This window comes from Microbacterium protaetiae (assembly GCF_004135285.1).
In the GTDB taxonomy this organism is placed as follows: Bacteria; Actinomycetota; Actinomycetes; order Actinomycetales; family Microbacteriaceae; genus Microbacterium; species Microbacterium protaetiae.
In genome coordinates this window covers 2,969,733-2,987,016 of sequence record NZ_CP035494.1, presented here as the reverse complement: position 1 = coordinate 2,987,016, position 17,284 = coordinate 2,969,733, and the positions used below count along the sequence as shown (strand labels likewise).

At 66.9% G+C, this 17,284-nt stretch carries 23 protein-coding genes; 9 read left to right on the top strand and 14 right to left on the bottom strand.

From position 1 onward, the window contains the following. Nucleotides 1-90 precede the first annotated feature (90 nt). A complete protein-coding gene (locus tag ET475_RS13840) occupies nt 91-993 on the top strand; it encodes an IS982 family transposase (RefSeq protein ID WP_129389508.1) in 903 nt (300 codons plus the stop codon). Nucleotides 994-1,061: 68 nt separating this feature from the next. On the opposite strand, the gene ET475_RS13835 is transcribed toward ET475_RS13840, so the two are convergent. The 3 genes from ET475_RS13835 to ET475_RS13825 are packed head-to-tail and all read right to left on the bottom strand — an operon-like array spanning nt 1,062 to nt 2,084. Continuing rightward, entirely contained in the window at nt 1,062-1,517 is a 456-nt protein-coding gene (locus ET475_RS13835) for an NUDIX hydrolase (protein WP_242497644.1), read from the bottom strand. Continuing rightward, a complete protein-coding gene (locus ET475_RS13830; protein WP_129391450.1) occupies nt 1,514-1,816 on the bottom strand; it encodes a HigA family addiction module antitoxin in 303 nt (100 codons plus the stop codon). Before ET475_RS13830 ends, ET475_RS13835 begins: the two co-directional genes overlap by 4 nt. Beyond that, on the bottom strand, nt 1,803-2,084 hold the full coding sequence (locus ET475_RS13825) for a type II toxin-antitoxin system RelE/ParE family toxin (protein ID WP_129391447.1): 282 nt from the start codon (nt 2,082-2,084) through the stop codon (nt 1,803-1,805). Before ET475_RS13825 ends, ET475_RS13830 begins: the two co-directional genes overlap by 14 nt. 115 nt (nt 2,085-2,199) lie before the next feature. Here ET475_RS13825 and ET475_RS13820 point away from each other — a divergent pair, with 115 nt between their 5' ends. Continuing rightward, complete coding sequence (locus ET475_RS13820; RefSeq protein ID WP_129391444.1) at nt 2,200-2,766, top strand: hypothetical protein; 567 nt, start codon at nt 2,200-2,202, stop codon at nt 2,764-2,766. Nucleotides 2,767-2,875: 109 nt separating this feature from the next. Here the strand turns inward: ET475_RS13820 and ET475_RS13815 are convergent, their stop codons facing one another. From ET475_RS13815 to ET475_RS13805, 3 genes are read right to left on the bottom strand one after another with little or no spacing between them, the layout of a single operon-like run. Further along, on the bottom strand, nt 2,876-3,679 hold the full coding sequence (locus tag ET475_RS13815) for a DUF2971 domain-containing protein (protein ID WP_129391441.1): 804 nt from the start codon (nt 3,677-3,679) through the stop codon (nt 2,876-2,878). 23 nt (nt 3,680-3,702) lie between these two features. Next, complete coding sequence (gene ychF, locus ET475_RS13810; protein WP_129391438.1) at nt 3,703-4,773, bottom strand: redox-regulated ATPase YchF; 1,071 nt, start codon at nt 4,771-4,773, stop codon at nt 3,703-3,705. Between the two features lie 38 nt (nt 4,774-4,811). Further along, complete coding sequence (locus tag ET475_RS13805; protein WP_129391435.1) at nt 4,812-5,561, bottom strand: class I SAM-dependent methyltransferase; 750 nt, start codon at nt 5,559-5,561, stop codon at nt 4,812-4,814. A gap of 79 nt (nt 5,562-5,640) precedes the next feature. On the opposite strand from ET475_RS13805, the gene ET475_RS13800 reads away from it, so the two are divergent. Both ET475_RS13800 and ET475_RS13795 read left to right on the top strand, forming a co-directional pair. Further along, nucleotides 5,641-6,243, top strand: a complete 603-nt coding sequence (locus ET475_RS13800; RefSeq protein WP_129391432.1) for an exonuclease domain-containing protein — start codon at nt 5,641-5,643, stop codon at nt 6,241-6,243. Between the two features lie 198 nt (nt 6,244-6,441). Continuing rightward, nucleotides 6,442-7,719 (top strand): DNA recombination protein RmuC, encoded by a 1,278-nt coding sequence (locus ET475_RS13795; protein ID WP_129391430.1) that lies wholly within the window; start codon nt 6,442-6,444, stop codon nt 7,717-7,719. Here ET475_RS13795 and ET475_RS13790 read toward each other — a convergent pair. Continuing rightward, entirely contained in the window at nt 7,703-7,954 is a 252-nt protein-coding gene (locus tag ET475_RS13790; RefSeq protein WP_129391427.1) for a UDP-N-acetylmuramyl pentapeptide phosphotransferase, read from the bottom strand. The genes ET475_RS13795 and ET475_RS13790 overlap by 17 nt on opposite strands. 110 nt (nt 7,955-8,064) lie before the next feature. Further along, on the bottom strand, nt 8,065-9,090 hold the full coding sequence (glpX, locus tag ET475_RS13785; RefSeq protein ID WP_422879916.1) for a class II fructose-bisphosphatase: 1,026 nt from the start codon (nt 9,088-9,090) through the stop codon (nt 8,065-8,067). 186 nt (nt 9,091-9,276) lie between these two features. Here glpX and fbaA point away from each other — a divergent pair, with 186 nt between their 5' ends. Next, complete coding sequence (gene fbaA, locus ET475_RS13780; protein ID WP_129391424.1) at nt 9,277-10,305, top strand: class II fructose-bisphosphate aldolase; 1,029 nt, start codon at nt 9,277-9,279, stop codon at nt 10,303-10,305. A gap of 49 nt (nt 10,306-10,354) precedes the next feature. Here fbaA and ET475_RS13775 read toward each other — a convergent pair whose 3' ends face one another. The 6 genes from ET475_RS13775 to ET475_RS13750 form a co-directional block, all read right to left on the bottom strand. Further along, complete coding sequence (locus ET475_RS13775; protein WP_129391421.1) at nt 10,355-10,858, bottom strand: COG4315 family predicted lipoprotein; 504 nt, start codon at nt 10,856-10,858, stop codon at nt 10,355-10,357. Nucleotides 10,859-10,928: 70 nt separating this feature from the next. Then, a complete protein-coding gene (locus ET475_RS13770; protein ID WP_129391418.1) occupies nt 10,929-11,636 on the bottom strand; it encodes an anti-sigma factor family protein in 708 nt (235 codons plus the stop codon). Beyond that, nucleotides 11,633-12,136: a sigma-70 family RNA polymerase sigma factor gene (locus ET475_RS13765; protein WP_129391415.1), complete on the bottom strand. Its 504-nt coding sequence runs from the start codon at nt 12,134-12,136 to the stop codon at nt 11,633-11,635. The genes ET475_RS13770 and ET475_RS13765 overlap by 4 nt, the downstream gene beginning before the upstream one ends. A gap of 106 nt (nt 12,137-12,242) precedes the next feature. Then, nucleotides 12,243-12,698: a COG4315 family predicted lipoprotein gene (locus ET475_RS13760; RefSeq protein ID WP_129391412.1), complete on the bottom strand. Its 456-nt coding sequence runs from the start codon at nt 12,696-12,698 to the stop codon at nt 12,243-12,245. 24 nt (nt 12,699-12,722) lie between these two features. Further along, a complete protein-coding gene (locus ET475_RS13755; RefSeq protein ID WP_129391409.1) occupies nt 12,723-13,301 on the bottom strand; it encodes a DUF6264 family protein in 579 nt (192 codons plus the stop codon). Further along, nucleotides 13,294-14,370 (bottom strand): 4-hydroxy-3-methylbut-2-enyl diphosphate reductase, encoded by a 1,077-nt coding sequence (locus ET475_RS13750; protein WP_129391406.1) that lies wholly within the window; start codon nt 14,368-14,370, stop codon nt 13,294-13,296. The genes ET475_RS13755 and ET475_RS13750 overlap by 8 nt, the downstream gene beginning before the upstream one ends. A 57-nt stretch (nt 14,371-14,427) precedes the next feature. Between ET475_RS13750 and xseA the strand changes: the two genes are divergently transcribed. Genes xseA through ET475_RS13730 form a run of 4 tightly spaced genes read left to right on the top strand, consistent with a single transcriptional unit; the run spans nt 14,428 to nt 17,266 of the window. Continuing rightward, nucleotides 14,428-15,738 (top strand): exodeoxyribonuclease VII large subunit, encoded by a 1,311-nt coding sequence (xseA, locus tag ET475_RS13745; RefSeq protein ID WP_129391403.1) that lies wholly within the window; start codon nt 14,428-14,430, stop codon nt 15,736-15,738. A 3-nt stretch (nt 15,739-15,741) separates the two neighbouring features. Next, nucleotides 15,742-15,972: an exodeoxyribonuclease VII small subunit gene (locus tag ET475_RS13740; RefSeq protein WP_129391400.1), complete on the top strand. Its 231-nt coding sequence runs from the start codon at nt 15,742-15,744 to the stop codon at nt 15,970-15,972. Continuing rightward, entirely contained in the window at nt 15,972-16,613 is a 642-nt protein-coding gene (locus ET475_RS13735; RefSeq protein WP_129391397.1) for a DUF4245 family protein, read from the top strand. The genes ET475_RS13740 and ET475_RS13735 overlap by 1 nt, the downstream gene beginning before the upstream one ends. Beyond that, a complete protein-coding gene (locus ET475_RS13730) occupies nt 16,610-17,266 on the top strand; it encodes a carbonic anhydrase (RefSeq protein ID WP_129391394.1) in 657 nt (218 codons plus the stop codon). Before ET475_RS13735 ends, ET475_RS13730 begins: the two co-directional genes overlap by 4 nt. Nucleotides 17,267-17,284 lie beyond the last annotated feature (18 nt).

Genomic DNA, 17,284 nt, shown 5'->3' with positions numbered 1-17,284 from the left:
ACGCGACTAGATGAGTGAGTCCTATTGGTTGATCGTCGTTGATCGGCGTGGGCGCTGTTAACGAGGGGCGGAGGGTGTTAACCCCAATGTGTGAAAACCGAGCTCAACACCCTCCTTGTCACACTCTACGTGCACCTCGATGACCGGATTCTCCCGGCGCTCGGGTTCACCAGGGACCACCGGCCGGGTCGTAAGCCCGCGCTCAACGATGTCGAGTTGCTGTGTCTACTGGTCGCGCAGCACCTGCTGGGCATCGCGTCCGACAGGAAGTGGATCCGTTACGCCCGCGCACACCTGCGGGGCATGTTCCCGAACCTGCCCGCCCAGTCCGGGTGGGGCAAACGCGTCCGTCAGGCGACCGGACTGCTCTCCGCTGTGATCACCGAGCTGGCCCGCGATACCCCTACCTTCGGTGAGGTGACCCGGCTTGTCGATTCCACACCGGTCCCTTGCGGCAAGTCCCGGGAGACAGTGAAACGCTCCGATCTGGCCGGGCATGCCGGCTACGGGTACTGCGCCTCCCACTCCCGGTTCTTCTGGGGATTCCGGCTCTACCTGATCTGCACGCCAGAGGGGATGCCGATCATCTGGGGGCTGGCCAACCCGAAGATCGGAGAGCGAGAAGTCACCGAGCAGCTGCTGCGTCACGATCGGCACCTGATCGCACCCGGGCAGGTGATCGTCGGCGACAAGGGCTTCGCCGGCCGCCAGTTTGAGACGTTCGTCACCGAGGAGCTGGGCGCTCACCTGATCCGTCCAGACCGCAAGGACGAGCACAAACGTTTCGGGAAACTCGGCGGCATCCGGCAATGGGTCGAGTCCGTGTTCGACACATTGAAGGGCCAGCTCACACTCGAAGAACACGGCGGCCGAACCGTCGCCGGCGTCTACTCCCGCGTCGCGGCCCGCCTACTCGCCCTCGCCGCCGGCATCTGGCACAACTGGCTCACAGGCGCACCCTCAAAGAGATCCCTCATCGCCTACGACCACTAAAGACAATCGGACTCACTCATCTAGACGTCAACCCGGAGCTCCACCGGGTTACGTCACGATTAGCGGTATCACTGGGTGTCCGGGACAATCTCGCCGAGACGCGCTCCGAACCCCGCACACAGCACGTGAGCCTGTTCGAATGGAATCCAGCGGAACGTCCACCGCTGAACATCACCGCCATCGGAAGGATATTCCTCACCGGCAGACCATCGCTCGGGTAGATCATCCTCCACAGGCGCCAGTTGGAAGAAATGCCGCTCGTGCACTTCGGGTTTCGAGGGCCGTATGTCGTATCGCGCCGTACCCAGGGATCTGACGACGCGAAGAGCAAGACCAGTCTCTTCCAGTACCTCACGCACGACTGCGGCGTCTGGCGCTTCCTCCTTCTCGATCGTCCCGGCTGGCACCTGGACTCCCGCAATCTCGAGCGGGACATCATCGTGAGTGAAGACGAGCAGCTCCTGGTCACGCATGACGTAGCCGACGACCTTGCGAACGAGTCGGCGTTCCGGGCCCCCGCTCACGCAACCTTCAGCGGGGTGATCGCGGCGATCTGCTCGGCGATCCGATCCTCGGCAAGGTCCAACTCGTAGCGCGTCTGCAGGTTGAGCCAAAACTGCGCCGAGACACCGAAGTAGCGCTCCAAACGGAGTGCCGTATCGGCCGTGATCCCGCGCTTACCGTGCACGATCTCGTTGATGCGGCGTGGCGGCACGCCGATGGCGACCGCGAGCTTGTTCTGAGTAATCTCGAAGCCCTCAATGAAATCTTCCATGAGGACCTCGCCCGGGTGAATCGGGGGAATCTTGTCAGTGATAGTCAACGATCTCCACCTCCTCCGGTCCGGCGGGCGTCCACACGAAGCAGATCCGCCACTGGTCGTTGATCCTGATGCCGTGCTGGCCAACCCTGTCACGTTTCAGCGCTTCGAGCCGGTTGCCGGATGGGACGCGGAGGTCATCGAGCGACTCAGCGGATCCGACCTGACGCAACTTGCGCAGCGCGACCCGATGGATCCCCGGATCGATCGAGCGCACACGTTCGCGTCGCCACAGCCGTTCGGTTTCCTTGCTACCGAACGATCTGATCACACGAGCACTGTATAACGCAGAGCGTCAATAACGTTATACGTTAAACCGGAACTCCACCACGTCGCCTTCCTGACATTACCTATGCGGTCCGGGACTCCATGTCACACTCAGAAGCATGACACTCCCCCTGTGGTTGCAGATCGTGGCACTGGTTATACCGGCGGCTGTTGCCATCTTCTCCGCGCTCTGGGCCTCAAAATCAGCCCGTCGCGCTCAACGCGCCGAACACGAATCGGCCAGACTTCGAGCGTTAGAAGACCGAGTCGCCCAGAAGAAGTACGAGCTCTACCAGCCGTTTCTACAGACTTTGGGCGACATGCTTACCCCCTCGCGCAATGCTGCGGCGACCAAGAAGCTTGAGGACGTGATCGCTGACTTCCAAACCTTCGTCACAGTTTGGGGGTCAGATGAGGTCGTTGAGGCCTTCTACAGGTATCGCACTGCAGCGAACTCGTCGCCCCCAACGTTGGTCATCATGCGACTCATGGCGGATTTCCTGGTTGCAGTTCGGCGAGATGTCGCCTGGCCTGAAACACACATTCTCAACCTTCACGCAATCGGCATGCGGATAAACGACCTCGCGGAACACCCGGAAATGGTCGAGGCGCTCGCCATGCCCCTGAATGAGCTCTTTGAGCGCGAGAAATGGGAAGCACCCTTTGACCTGCCCAGCGCACGGTAGCAGCGTGTCGCCTCTGCCAAATGCCTGACTGTGGCGGAACTCCACGACGTACTGTTCGTGCAGATAGATGTTCGACGCTGTCCGGCGGGGCAAGACCTGGGTCCGCCACCTACCAGGGGCGGAAAGGGATACCCGGCATCCCAACGCCAACGTGGTGGCCCATCTGGTTGATGTACTTCAGGAGTGCCGAGCTCGCAAGATCACCGTTCGGCCCCGGACCGACCCCGAACCCCACGATGACGCCGGAGTCTGCTTGCGGTAACGGGAACTCAAGATATGGCACTAGAAAACTCGCACCAGAGCGCCACTTGATCGCCGTCGGGTCAACGTCGGGCGGCGAGATCAAGCGCCACTCTTGCTCGGCATCGAATGCATCGTGCTTCAGAGTAGGAGCCACCTCGAACAGCACATCCTGGAACCCACGGAATGCAGACTCGGCGTCAGCGTATATGCCGTCGTCTAGCTTTCGAAAGGTGGCTTCAACCACGGCTGCGACCGCGCCGCTGCCCTCGTACTGGACCGGAACGAGGCGCCAGCCCAGAGCGTTTGCGTGGTCCCGGAGCTTCTCAGCGTCAAATAGAACCGTGTATCCGTCGCCGGCGCTTGTGTATCCCCGCCACTGACTGAGATCTTCTGTCTTCGTCGTCAGAGATGTCACGAAGACGTCCGGGAGACTCCCCCGCTCAAGGTGCGTGCTTTCGTGAGTGATGAGTTCGGCGAGCTTCGGATACCGCGGGGCCCAGTCTTCACGGAGCGAGTTGATTCTCTCGATGATCTCGCGAGCGAGAGTGAACGCGTACTCAAACTCCGAGGCATCATTGAGGAAGGCGACGTGGCTAGCCCACAGCGACTTTCCTTCGACGATGCCACGGACGCCAGTACCGCTGGTGTAGTGCGCAAGGACTGAGAACACTGCGACTCCCCTCTACCTGATGCCTAACTGTGGCGGAACTCCACCACGTCGCCATCCTGCATGACGTAGTCCTTGCCCTCCAGGCGCGCCTTGCCGTGCGCACGTGCCTCGACGACCGACCCCAGTGAGACCAGGTCTTCGAACGAGATGACCTCGGCCTTGATGAAGCCCTTCTCGAAGTCGGTGTGGATGACTCCCGCCGCCTGCGGCGCCTTCCACCCCTTGCCGATGGTCCAGGCGCGGGCCTCCTTCGGGCCGGCTGTCAGATACGTCTGCAGCCCAAGGGTGTCGAACCCGATCCGGGCGAGTTGGTCCAGCCCCGACTCGTCCTGCCCGGTCGACTCCAACAGTTCCTTCGCGTCCTCCGGGTCGAGGTCGATGAGCTCAGACTCGATCTTCGCGTCGAGGAACACCGCGTGCGCGGGAGCCACCAACGCCTCGAGCTCAGCCTTGCGCGCGGCATCCGTCAGCACCGCCTCATCAACGTTGAACACGAAGATGAAGGGCTTGGCCGTCAGCAGCCCCAGTTCCTTGATCGGGGCAAGGTCGACGCCCGCTGCCGAGAGCAGCACACCACGGTCCAGAGCATCCTTGGCTGCCACGGCAGCCTCGAGAACAGCAGGATCGAGCCGCTTGCCCTTGACTTCCTTCTCGTACCGCGGCAGCGCCTTCTCGATGGTCTGCAGATCGGCCAGCATGAGCTCGGCGCCGATCGTCTCGAGGTCATTGCGCGGGTTGACCCCGCCTTCGACGTGCACCACGTCGTCGTCCGAGAACCCGCGCACCACCTGCGCGATGGCATCGGCCTCGCGGATGTTCGCGAGGAACTGGTTGCCCAGCCCCTCACCCTCGCTCGCGCCGCGCACGATACCCGCGATGTCGACGAACGACACTGTCGCGGGCACGATCCGTTCGCTGTGGAACAGCTCGGCCAGTCGATCCAGCCGCGCGTCAGGCAGGTTCACCACCCCGATGTTGGGCTCGATCGTCGCGAACGGGTAGTTCGCCGCGAGCACCTGGTTGCGGGTCAGGGCGTTGAACAGGGTGGACTTGCCGACGTTGGGCAGTCCGACGATTCCGATGGTGAGGGCCACGGGCATCCAGTCTACGGGGGCGGATGCCGCGACCCGGCCTATGGCCGGAGCGCGCGGAACGCCGTGGTCACGTACGGCAGGTCAACCGGCGCATCGCCGACCGCTCCGATCCGGTCGAACAACGCACCAAGCTCACGGTCGATGCGCTCACGCTCGGTCGGCTCTGCCGTGATGACATAGCTGCGTGAATGCGCCATGTCGAAAAGCTGTTCTCGGGTCATCGGGCGCGCCCACCGCCACGAGCGGGACTCGAGACCATCGAAGGGAGCGCTCACTTCGGGCCCGCCCTCGGCCATCATGATCTCGGCGTTGCTGCCGTGCATGATCTCGCCGAGCTCGACCACCCACGGCACGTCAGTGTCCCGGATGTTCCACACGAGCCCGAGCACGCCGCCGTGTCGCAGTACGCGGCCCACTTCGGCTGAGGCTGCCACCGGGTCGACCCAGTGCCAGGCCTGGCCGAAGACGACTGCATCGAATGCGGCATCCGGTAGCGGCAACGACTCCCCCGTCCCCACATACGTCGTCACGCCCGGCAGGCCACCGCGCAGCGCGGCGAGCATCGCGGCATCCGGATCTGCGGCGACCACCTGGGCGCCGGCGTCGACGAGCGCACGCGTGAGCTTGCCGGTGCCCGCGCCCACATCGGCCACGCGCACCAGGCCATCGGCGCCGCGCACGGGCTGCAGCATCCACTCGACCGCCTCGGCCGGGTACTGCGGCCGCCCTGTCTCATACACGTCAGCAGCACCGCCGAACGACCGTGACATCTCTTCGCGCGTGGCCATGTCACGAGCCTACGACGCGCCCCGGCCGACACCGGCGCGCCTCACCGTCTGGCAGCGCGCGCCGGGCGAGAGTGGGGTCGTGGCCCTGGATTTCACTGCGATCGATTTCGAGACGGCGAACTCCAGCAGTGCGTCGGCGTGTGCGGTGGGCCTGGTGCGTGTGCGTGCGGGCGCCGTGGTGGCCAAGACCGGGTGGCTCATCCGACCGCCGGCCGGCCATGACCGGTTCTTCGACGTGAACATCGGCATCCACGGCATCCGACCACACGACGTCGCGCACGCCAAGACGTGGAGCGAGCAACTCGGCGACATCGCGGCGTTCGCGGGTGCCGACGTGCTCGTCGCGCACAACGCGGGCTTCGACATGTCGGTGCTGCGGCGCGCGTGCGAGGCCACCGGCCAGCTGTGCCCGCCGTACCGATACCTGTGCAGCCTGCAGCTGGCGCGCCGGGCCTACGACCTGCCCTCGTATCGGCTGCCCTCGGCGGCGGCTGCAGCCGGGTTCACCGATTTCACGCACCACGAGGCCACGGCCGATGCGATGGCGTGTGCTCACATCATCATCGATGCGGCACGGCGCGTCGATGCCGCCGACCTCCATGCGCTCGCCGGCGCGCACGGGCTGAGAGTGAAGACGATCGACGTTACGGTGCCCGCGCGCGAGCCGGTTTTCGCGGCATAAGACCTCGGCTCGGCCGAGGAGATTGGCCGAAGCGAGGGCCGAATCGGGCAGAACCCTCCTCTCCTGCGCAGATCTCCTCGGCTCGGCCGAGGGCTGGGCTGGGCTCGGCTCGGCCCGGCTCCCCGAAGCCCGACGCGAAAGCTCCGCTTTCTTGAAGGGCGAGAACGCGATGTCGGAGGCCTGGGTCATGATGTCGACATGGACTTCTTCTGGGCTGCGGTGATCGGTATTGGATGCCTCATAGCCGGGGTACTCGCCGGCGGGGCATTGCGCGCCTTACGCGGAGCGGATGAGCGCGCACAGCTGATCGCTCGCGCCGCAGCGGCCGAGAGCCGGGCACACAGCCTCGGCGAACAGCTCGCGCGGCAGGAAGATCTGCACCGTGGTTTCGCCGAGCAGGCCCGTGCCGATCAAGCCGCCCGCGATGAGCGCGAACGCCGCGAGCAGTCGGTTCTGCGTGCGCTCGAGCCGGTGCGCGAGACGCTGCAAGAGATGGGCCACAAGGTCGATGTGCTCGAGCGTGATCGACACAGCCAGTACGGCACCCTGGCCGAGCAGCTGCGTCGCACCAACGAGGTCGAAGAGGCCCTGCGCTCCACGACCGAGTCGCTCGCCGGCGCACTGCGCTCGGGCACCACGCGCGGTGTCTGGGGCGAGACGCAGCTGCGCCGCGTCGTCGAGGCGGCCGGTCTCATCCGTTTCGTCGATTTCGATGTGCAGACATCGATCACCTCCGATGCGGGCGCAGGGCGCCCCGACATGGTCATCCGCCTTCCCGGCGACAAGGCCCTGGCCCTCGATGCGAAGGTTCCCTTGGATGCCTACCTCGAGGCCAGCGCGATACCGGTGACCGCCGCGGGTGAAGAAGCAGCGCGCCGCGCCACGCTGATGGGTAAGCATGTCAAGGCCGTCCGTGCACACATCGACGCCCTCGCACGCAAGACGTACTGGGCGGGAATGACCTCAAGCCCCGAGTTCGTCATCTGCTTCCTGCCCAGCGAGTCGCTGCTCGCCGCCGCCCTGGATGACGATCCGACGCTTCTTGACTACGCCTTCGGCAAGCGCGTGGCGCTCGCCTCACCGGTCAACCTCTGGGCCGTGCTGAAGACCGTCGCGTACACGTGGACCCAGCAAGACGTCTCGCACGAGGCGCGGGCGCTCTTCGACCTCGGCAACGAGCTGTACAGCCGGCTGTCCTTGCTCGCCGGCCATGCCGACGATCTGCGCAAGGCCATCGAGCGCACCGTCGATACCTACAACCGCTTCGCCGGGTCGCTCGAGACGCGAGTGCTGGTCAGCGCGCGACGCTTTCCCGGCATTGATCAGACCAAGCTCGATGCGCTGGGCGAGGCATCCGTCATCGAGAAGACGACCCGGCGGCTCACCGCACCCGAACTCATCGACGGCGTGCCTCTGGCGCCCGCCGATCTCGGCGAGGTCCGCGAGCGACTCGAAGGCGTCAGCCGCCCGGAATGAAGCGGAAGAGCACGATGGCCACACCCGAGACGACGACGAAGGCGCCGATCATCCACCAGGCGCTGACCACCTCGCCCTCTTCTTTGCGCTTGCGAAACAGCACGTCGGGGCGACGGGCAGGGTCGACCTCGATCTTCGGATGCGAGCCGGTGCGCGACAGAGCGTCAGCGACGACGGCATGCGCGCCCGTGTGGGCGGGGGGTTCCGACGAGGGTGCGCCGCTGCGAACGTCCATGACCGGCTCCCTTTGCTGACGGATGCTGCGCCCGTGCGGGCGGCTCTATTCTCCCACGTCGAACCGGCGTTGCCCGGCAACGGCGCGGGCGCGCAGCACCCGGAGTCAGTTCAGAGCCACTTTGAGACGAGGTGCTCCGAGGAGATACGGCGCAGTGTTCCAGAGACTCCGCGCAAGACCACGCTCTCGGTGTAGACGTAATTCGCGTCACGACGTACCCCGGCCACCAGTCCGCCATCGGTCACGCCGGTCGCCACGAAGATCGTGTTGTTCCCCTGCACGAGTTCATCGGCCTCGTACACGTATCCGTCGACCTTCAGGCCGGCGTCCAGCGCGCGCTGCTTCTCGTCATCGTCGCGCGGCCACAGCCGCCCCTGGATGTGTCCCCCGAGCGCCTTGATCGCACACGCGGTGACGATGCCCTCCGGACTTCCACCGACTCCCACGCACATGTCGGTGCGCGCGTTGTAGCGGGCGGCGTTGATACCGCCGGCGACGTCACCGTCAGTCATCAACCGGGTGCCCGCGCCGGCCTCGCGGATCTCGGCGATGAGCTTCTCATGACGGGGACGGTGCAGGACCGAGACGACCATCTCGTCGACGGGCTTGCCGAGCGCCTTGGCCAGCAGCCGGATGTTCTCACCGATGGGCAGACGGATGTCGACGACGCCGACGCCGGCCGGCCCGGTCACCAGTTTGTCCATGTAGAAGACGCTCGAGGCGTCGAGCATCGTGCCGTGATCAGAGACGGCGATCACCGACAGCGCGTTGTTGCGTCCGGCCGCGGTCAGCGTCGTGCCGTCGATCGGGTCGACGGCGATGTCACACTTGGGGCCCCGGCCGTTGCCGACCTGTTCTCCGTTGAACAGCATCGGAGCGTGATCCTTCTCACCCTCACCGATGACGATGGTGCCGTCGCAGCTGACGGTCGTCATGAACGCGCGCATGGCGTCGACGGCCGCCCCGTCGGCACCTTCTTTGTCGCCCCGGCCGATGAAGGGCACCGCGCGGATCGACGCGGCCTCGGTGGCCCGAACGAGTTCGAGCGCAAGGTTGCGGTCGGGACGCAGCGGCGCTGCGTGCCCGGATGCATCGGAAGGAGCGGGATTGTTCATGTCGGCCGTGAGACTCACCATGTGCCCACCATATCTGCGTGCCGCGCAGAAATCGTCCCAGTTCACACCACACTCGGTGGAAGAAGATGCATTTCTTTCCGTCTTGTCACACGGACCTGCTCTGTGCACGCCGACGCCCCCTGCTCGCGCGCCAGCCCCTTCGCTAGAGTGAGGAGTCGACCCACCTACGACCAAGGAGCGCACGCCATGCCCGTCGCCACCCCCGACCAGTACGCAGAGATGCTCGACCGCGCAAAGTCGGGCGGCTTCGCGTACCCGGCCATCAATGTCTCCAGCTCACAGACGATCAACGCCGTCCTTCAGGGTCTGACCGAGGCCGGATCGGACGGCATTCTGCAGGTGACCACCGGCGGCGCCGACTACTTCGCCGGGCAGAGCGTGAAGGCCCGCGCCACCGGAGCCATAGCGTTCGCGAAGTTCGCCACCGAGGTCGCCAAGAACTATCCGATCACCGTCGCCCTGCACACCGATCACTGCCCGAAGCCGGCGCTGGACGACTTCGTGCTGCCGCTGATCGCCGCCTCCGAAGAAGAGGTCAAGGCCGGCCGCAACCCCCTCTTCCAGTCGCACATGTGGGACGGATCGGCCGTGCCGCTCGCCGAGAACATCGATATCGCCAAGGAGCTTCTCCCCCGCGTGAAGAACATCAACGCGATCCTCGAGGTCGAGATCGGCGTCGTCGGCGGCGAGGAAGACGGCGTCAAGCATGAGGGCTCGAACGAGGCGCTCTACACGACGACGGGCGACGTGGCCAAGGCCGTCGAGGCGCTCGGGCTCGGTGAGGCCGGCCGCTGGATCGCTGCCCTCACCTTCGGCAACGTGCACGGCGTCTACAAGCCCGGCAATGTGAAGCTGCGCCCCGAACTGCTCGGCGAGATCCAGGCGGGTATCGCCGAACGCTTCGGCACCGGCGCCAAGCCGCTCGACCTGGTCTTCCACGGCGGGTCCGGTTCGTCCGACGAAGAGATCGCCACGGCCGTGGCCCACGGTGTCATCAAGATGAACATCGACACCGACACCCAGTACGCGTTCACGCGCTCGATCGCCGGCTACATGTTCAGCAACTACGACGGAGTGCTGAAGGTCGACGGCGAAGTCGGCAACAAGAAGCAGTACGACCCGCGTGCCTGGGGCAAGGTCGCCGAGTCAGCCATGGCCGCCCGGGTCGTCGAAGCGACCAAGCAGCTGGGCTCGTTCGGCAAGAGCCAGTCCTGATCTGACGACGATGAAGGATGCCTCGGCGCGAGCCGGGGCATCCCTCATTTCAGCCGCGGATCTCCGTGCCGTCCGCGCCGAGCACCCACCAGATGCCGCCGACACCCTGCCCGTTCACGTCTCCGGCTCGGCGATCGCCGGCGTAGTAGTACAACGGCCAGCCGTCCAGCGTGACCTGCTTCTTCCCGGTGGCGGCGTCGATGAGACCGACCTGTCCGCTCACTCCTCGAAGCGACGGCACGCTCCCATCGGTGAGTACCGGCGGCCAATTCACGAGACATGTGCCCGTACACGCCGATGTGGTCGTGCCTTTCGTGTCGTCATCGAACATGTACACGGTCATCCCCGAGCCGTCGATGACGATCGTGCCCAGCGATGAGTCGGCGGTCGACAGGACGGCACTGCCCGAGGCGGACGACGACGTCGCCGGCCCATACGCATTCGCCCCTCCGCCACCCGCGGTATCCGCCGGCCCCGATGATCCCGCGCATCCGGCGAGCGCGAACAAGACGGCAAGACCCCCTGCCGTCGCCGCTGCTTTGATGTGGTGCATGGTCGCCCTCCGCTCTGTGCCGCCGTGGAGTGCGGCGTCGTCGGTGACACGAGAGCGGGTGGACTTCGGTTCACTCCGCCCCGCGATCGAGCGCGTGCTGCATCAACACGACGCCGTCAGCCGACCGGATCTCGATGGCGTCGATTCGCGACAGTGGAGTCGCCGTCGCCGCTCTCAGCCGTGCGTCTGACCCCGGACCGGCCCGCCAGGTGGACACCGTCGTCGTCAGCCCATCCGCGTCCACGACAGCCAGCACGTACTCCCGTCCCCCGGAGGGAACGTACCCGTCGGATCCTGCGGCGTACCGGCAGTCCAGATCGATCTGGGTCCCCCAGTCGGCGCGGGTGAGTCGCACCGAGGCGGTCAGCGGTACATCCCGCACCTCTTCCAGAGCGAACGTCGCCGCCGGAGACGAGACGGCGGCGATCGTCACCGGAGTGGCGACGGCGGCCACGACGAGCACGACCGCGGCCGCCGAAGCTATCCACCATGCGCGCCGACGGCGACGCTTGCGCGCGTGCGCGAGCGAGGCGAGGTGCGCTCGAGCGGCGGCATCCACCTCGACATCGGGGTCCTCCTCGTGACGCTCGAGTGCGCCGACCTCGCGCTCTGACAGACGCGGCAGCAGCGCCACCGTCGGTGCCAGGTCGGCGACCGCCTGCCGGCACCGCGCGCACCCCTCCAGGTGTGCCTCGAACTCACTGCGCTCGGCCACCGAGAGAGCGCCGAGGATGTACGCCGCGTCCCACTCCGCATAGCGCGTGTGCTCGCTGGTCATCGCATCACTCCCTTCTCCTGCAGCGCGAGCCGCAGCGCCCGAAGCCCGTAATGCAGGCGCGACTTCACGGTTCCTTCGGGGATCTCGAGTTCGGCGGCCGTCTGCGCCACACTGCGGCCGCCGTAATACGCGGCGATGATGACGGCACGGTGCTCGGCGCTCAGCGTGCGCAGCGCTTCTTCGATGAGAATGGCCTCGAGCAGCCGCTCCGTGTCGTCGGCGACCTGGCGATCGGGCGGGTCCGCCACCTGCCGCTCGTGACGGTGCCGAGCACTGCGCACGTCGTCGACGACGAGATGCCGGGCGACGGTGATCATCCACGCGCGCGCCGTCGCCGGGTCCTGCGCGAGGATGCGGGGGCTGCGCCAGGCACGCAGCAGCGTCTCCTGCACGATGTCGTCGGCACCCGACCGGTCGCCCGTCAGCGACACGACGTAGCGCCAGACGGGCCGCGCGTGGGCCTCGTAGAGTGCTGTGAGCCGTTCGTCCGCCGCCGACATCCCCACCTCCTCGTCAGGGGAACGACGCAGAACCGCCGTGGGTTCACCAGAACCGTCCAGGCCGCCGTGCCGTTGCTCCGAGTATGGGTGGTGGTCTGCCCCGCGGTCAGCGCCCGATGTCGGTGATGCGCTGCCCGTCGGGGGCGAGCAGCCACCACACGCCGCCGATCCCCTGCCCCTTGATCATCTTCGGCGCGGTATCGCCGTCGAAGTAGTACAGCGGCCATCCATCGAGCGTGACTTGGTAGCCGCCACCGGCGGCGGGGATCTCACCGATCTCTGCGGTCAGCCCGTCGCCCTGTGGGTCCTTCGACGATGTCGTCACCGCGGGCCAGGCCGCCAGGCACGTCCCCTCGCACGCGCTCTGCCCCGCCCCCTGCTCGTCGTCACTGTAGAGGTAGACCGCCCGCCCATCGGCGTCGGTGACGATCTCTCCCGCGCTGGTCTGAGCCGTGGCCAGCACCGTCGCGGGTCCGGCGTCGGCGCTGCAACCGCTGAGTGCGGTTCCGGTGGCCAGCAGGACGACGACGGCTGCCAGTGTGGCGATACGGAAAGAGCGCATGAGTCCAGTCTGCCGTGCCGTCGGCTATTGCGGATTCTCGAGAAGCCCCGACAGGTACTCCTGGAAGGCCGGATCGCCGTAGACGGGCACGGTCAGCAGCACCGAGACCACGGCGTAGGTCACCACAGCGCCGACCAGGGGGATCCACCAGGAGCGCCGTCCGGCGCGCATCGCCAGGACCGACACAAGTGCGGTGACGAGGTAACCACCGATGAGCACCACGAGAGATATCGTCAGCCAGGGCTGGACCGCCGACGTAGCGCTGAACGAGCCGGGCACGCCGATCATCCGGTACAGAGCGTCGTACGTCGCCGTCGGGTCGAGGAAGCCGAAAACGCTGCGCACCACTTCGAAGGCTCCGTACGCCAGCAGCGCGATCGTGATCATGCGGTTGACCGACTGCCGTGCGGCCGTCTTCTGCGCATCCGACGATGCCCACCTGGCCGGCGGCGTCAGGGCCGGGCGAACCGGGGCCGGCGTCGGTGATGCCGCCACGGGTTCGTCGTACAGCGGCGTGCGAATGCGTGCCCGCTGCTCCTGGGCGCTCGCGTATTCGCCGTACTGCGGACGCGGACGCTCCGGTCGTGGGGTCGAGTCACTCATCGACGTGCCCTCCCCGACCGCCCGCGGCTGCCCGGTCCGCGGCATCCGTTCGCAGTTCCTTGGGCAGGGCGAAGGTGAGGTCCTCTTCAGCGGTGTGCACTTCTTCGACGTCGACGTAGCCGGCGTCGGCGAGCGCAGCCAGTACCTCGTTCACAAGCACCTCGGGCACCGAAGCGCCGCTGGTGACCCCGATGGCCGCGGCCCCGTCGAGCCATTCCTGGGCGATCTCGTCGGCGTGATCGACCCGGTATGCCGCGCGAGCCCCGTATTCCCGGGCCACCTCGACGAGGCGCACGCTGTTCGACGAATTGGCCGAGCCCACCACGATGACGACATCGGCATCGGCGGCTACCTTCTTGATCGCGGTCTGCCGGTTCTGCGTCGCATAGCAGATGTCGTCGGTGGGCGGATCGGCCAGCTCGGGGAACCGCTCACGCAGTCGACGCACGGTCTGCATCGTCTCGTCGACCGACAGCGTCGTCTGCGACAGCCACACGACCCGCGACGGGTCGCGCACTTCGACGGTGTCGGCGTCTTCGGGCGAGTTCACGACAGTGACGTGTCGGGGCGCCTCGCCGGCCGTGCCCTCGACCTCTTCGTGTCCGGTGTGCCCGATGAGCAGGATCTCGCGGTCATCCCTCGCAAAGCGCACGGCCTCGCGATGCACCTTCGTCACCAGTGGGCACGTGGCATCGATCGTCTGCAGCTGGCGGGCCTGCGCGGCGTCGCGCACGGCGGGTGAGACCCCGTGCGCGCTGAAGACGAGGCGCGCACCGACGGGCACCTCGTCGACCTCGTCGACGAACACGGCCCCACGCTGTTCGAGCTCGCGGACCACATGAACGTTGTGCACGATCTGTTTGCGCACATACACCGGCGCGCCGTACTGCTCGAGCGCGCGCTCGACCACCGCGACCGCCCGATCAACGCCCGCGCAGAAACCCCGCGGAGCGGCCAGCAGCACGCGCTTGTGTCCGTCGACCGGGATATCCTGGAGCGGCGCACGACGCCGGGCGGCCCGGGGCGCGGGAACGCGCGGCACGGGCAGGCGGACCTCGGGGGTGCTCATCCCCTGATTGTACGGTCGCCCTCGCTGTGAGCGGCCTGCCCGCGACGGAAGGACTCCATGACCTCGTTCCTGCCCGACACGTCGGCGGATGCCGCGGCCGCACCGGTTCCCTCCGACTCGATCCATCCGCGCGATTCGTCCAGTGACGGCCCCACCTCGGTCTCACGCCTGAACGAGACCATCCACGGCTTCGTGCAGAAGTGGGGGTCGGTGTGGGTCGAGGGCGAGATCACATCGTGGAATGTGCGCGGCGGATCGGTCTACGGGCGGCTGAAAGACCTGTCCGGCGACTCCGTTCTGTCGTTTCGACTGTGGTCAAGTGCGCGCGCGCGCATCACCGACGATCTCACGGTGGGCGATCGGGTCGTCACCTGCGTCAAACCCGACTATTACGCCAAGGGCGGCGACTTCAGCTTCGTCGTCTCGCAGATGCGGCACGACGGCTTGGGTGCTCAGCTGGAGCGACTCGAGCGCCTGCGCGCGCAGCTGCGCACCGAAGGGCTCTTCGATCCCACGCGCAAGCGGCCGCTTCCGTTCCTGCCGCACTGTATAGGTCTGATCACCGGCGAGCTCAGCGACGCCGAGCGCGATGTCCACCGCAATGCGGAACTGCGCTGGCCGCAGGTACGGTTCCGCACCGTGCATGCCGCCGTGCAGGGTGACCGGTGCGTGCCTGAGATCCTCGCCGCGCTGGCGCAACTCGAGGCCGATCCCGAGGTCGATGTGATCATCATCGCTCGAGGCGGCGGCGACCCCCAGACGCTGTTGGGATTCAGCGATGAGCGACTCGTGCGGGCCGTGGCTGCAGCATCCACGCCGGTGGTCAGCGCCATCGGCCACGAGAATGACCGACCGCTGCTCGACGACGTGGCCGATCTGCGCGCATCCACGCCCACCGACGCCGCCAAACGCGTGGTACCGGATGTCGGCGAGCAACGGGCCCTGGTCGCCCAGCTGCGTTCCCGCCTGAGCACCCGCCTGACCACCCGCATCGCGCACGATGCCGCCCAGCTCGAGCAGCTGCGCAGTCGGCCGGTGCTGCGCGATCCCGAATCGCTCCTGATCCCACGCACACATGACCTGATGCTGCTGGCTGCGCGCGGGCGCGACACCGTCGACCGTCAGCTGCAGAGCCAGTCGCGTCACGTGGCCGAACTGCGCGCGTCGCTGCGCGCGCTGTCGCCGGCGTCAACCCTGGCACGTGGCTATGCCATCGCCCACCTGCACGATGGCACTATCGTGCGGGACGCCGCCCAGGCGCCGACGGGCACGCTCCTGACCGTCACCGTCGACCGCGGCTCGGTCGCTGCGGTCTCGGAGGGCGAGGTCTCGGAGTCGGCGCCCGCTGAAGGCGGAACTAAGCTGTAGAGCATGACGGATCCCACTCCCGCCGCCGCTGACGTCGCCGCTCTCACCTTCGAGCAGGCACGCGACGAGCTGGTGCGCGTGGTCACCGAACTCGAGCAGGGCGCCCCCACGCTCGAGCACTCGCTGGCGCTGTGGGAGCGCGGCGAAGCACTCGCGAACCGGTGCGAACAGTGGCTGCTGGGCGCCAAGCGCCGGCTCGACGACGCCCGTACGCACGTGGAGAACGACGGCTGATGTCGCCCTCCGAACGCATCGTCGCCGAACTCGGGCGCCCCGAGACGCCCGAGGAGACGGCCACCCGCAAGGCCGAATCCTCGCGGGTCTACCGATCCAGCCAGACGGTACGCAACCTCGCGGCCGCACTCATCGCGATCCTGGCCGTCGTCCTGCTGATAGTTCTCATCGTGCCGCGAGGCTCGATGGATGAATCCGCGCCGGTCGACGTCGCCTCCGTGGCGAACGAGGCGATGTCGTCATACGACCGTGCGATCGTCGTGCCGCAGGTGCCCGACACGTGGCGGGCCAACGCGGCCCGTGTCACAGGCGACGCCACGCCCACCTGGTCGATCGTGTACGCCACCGGCGAGAAGTCCGGCTTTCTGAACATCGCGCAGGGCTTCGATGCCGACAGCGCGTGGGATGCCCGGCTGCTCTCGGGCGCCACCGCCGACGGCACGGTGACCATCGACGGCCTCGAGTGGACGCACTATGCGATCCGCGATTCCGAGCGGGCCGGCAACGTCAGCTACGCGATCGCCACCGACGCCGGTACCGACCGCATCCTCGTCTACGGCGCCACCGATGCGAAGACCGCAGCGGTGGCAGCCACGGGCATGACCGATCAGATCGAAGCGATGCGAGAGGAAACGAAATGACATCGACGCGCGTGCAGCTGAACCCGCAGCAGGCCTGGGACAGGCTCGCCGAGGGGAATGCACGTTTCGTCGAGGGGACGGTCCTGCACCCCCGTCAGAGCGCCGACCGACGTCGCGAACTGACCGACGGCCAGCATCCCCACGCTGTCGTCTTCGGGTGCTCCGATTCGCGCCCCGCCGCCGAGATCGTCTTCGACGAGGGACTCGGCGACATGTTCGTGGTCCGCAACGCCGGTCAGGTCGTCTCCCCCTCGATGGTCGGCAGCATCGAGTTCGCCGTCGCGATCCTCAATGTGCCGATTCTGGTCGTGCTCGGGCATGAGGCGTGCGGCGCCGTGCGCGCCGCTATCGACAGCACGCGCCCTGACGCGCCCGAGCTGCCGGCGAAGATCTGGCGCCTGATCGCCCCCATCGTGCCCACGGTGCACCGTGTCGCCCGCACCCACCAGACGGTGCCGCACGATGCCGACGCCGATGCAGTGGGCATCGAGCACATCCGCGAGACCGTCGACGAGCTGTTGCAGGCCTCGAGCATCCTCGCCGCGGCCGTCGCCGAAGGCCGCGTGGGCATCGTCGGTGCGGTGTACCGACTCGGCGAGGGAACCGTCGTCCCGCACGTCGTCGAAGGCGCCGTGTCGATCCCCGGGCTGTGAGCCCGTTCATATTCAGGA

What these genes read in the sequence shown, in the direction of transcription:
- ET475_RS13820 (WP_129391444.1), top strand. Translation starts at nt 2,200, where the DNA reads ATGACACTCCCCCTGTGGTTGCAGATCGTGGCACTGGTTATACCGGCG.
- ET475_RS13805 (WP_129391435.1), bottom strand. Translation starts at nt 5,561, where the DNA reads ATGGCCACGCGCGAAGAGATGTCACGGTCGTTCGGCGGTGCTGCTGAC.
- ET475_RS13795 (WP_129391430.1), top strand. Translation starts at nt 6,442, where the DNA reads ATGGACTTCTTCTGGGCTGCGGTGATCGGTATTGGATGCCTCATAGCC.
- ET475_RS13790 (WP_129391427.1), bottom strand. Translation starts at nt 7,954, where the DNA reads ATGGACGTTCGCAGCGGCGCACCCTCGTCGGAACCCCCCGCCCACACG.
- glpX (WP_422879916.1), bottom strand. Translation starts at nt 9,090, where the DNA reads ATGGTGAGTCTCACGGCCGACATGAACAATCCCGCTCCTTCCGATGCA.
- fbaA (WP_129391424.1), top strand. Translation starts at nt 9,277, where the DNA reads ATGCCCGTCGCCACCCCCGACCAGTACGCAGAGATGCTCGACCGCGCA.
- ET475_RS13775 (WP_129391421.1), bottom strand. Translation starts at nt 10,858, where the DNA reads ATGCACCACATCAAAGCAGCGGCGACGGCAGGGGGTCTTGCCGTCTTG.
- ET475_RS13770 (WP_129391418.1), bottom strand. Translation starts at nt 11,636, where the DNA reads ATGACCAGCGAGCACACGCGCTATGCGGAGTGGGACGCGGCGTACATC.
- ET475_RS13765 (WP_129391415.1), bottom strand. Translation starts at nt 12,136, where the DNA reads ATGTCGGCGGCGGACGAACGGCTCACAGCACTCTACGAGGCCCACGCG.
- ET475_RS13760 (WP_129391412.1), bottom strand. Translation starts at nt 12,698, where the DNA reads ATGCGCTCTTTCCGTATCGCCACACTGGCAGCCGTCGTCGTCCTGCTG.
- ET475_RS13755 (WP_129391409.1), bottom strand. Translation starts at nt 13,301, where the DNA reads ATGAGTGACTCGACCCCACGACCGGAGCGTCCGCGTCCGCAGTACGGC.
- ET475_RS13750 (WP_129391406.1), bottom strand. Translation starts at nt 14,370, where the DNA reads ATGAGCACCCCCGAGGTCCGCCTGCCCGTGCCGCGCGTTCCCGCGCCC.
- xseA (WP_129391403.1), top strand. Translation starts at nt 14,428, where the DNA reads ATGACCTCGTTCCTGCCCGACACGTCGGCGGATGCCGCGGCCGCACCG.
- ET475_RS13740 (WP_129391400.1), top strand. Translation starts at nt 15,742, where the DNA reads ATGACGGATCCCACTCCCGCCGCCGCTGACGTCGCCGCTCTCACCTTC.
- ET475_RS13735 (WP_129391397.1), top strand. Translation starts at nt 15,972, where the DNA reads ATGTCGCCCTCCGAACGCATCGTCGCCGAACTCGGGCGCCCCGAGACG.
- ET475_RS13730 (WP_129391394.1), top strand. Translation starts at nt 16,610, where the DNA reads ATGACATCGACGCGCGTGCAGCTGAACCCGCAGCAGGCCTGGGACAGG.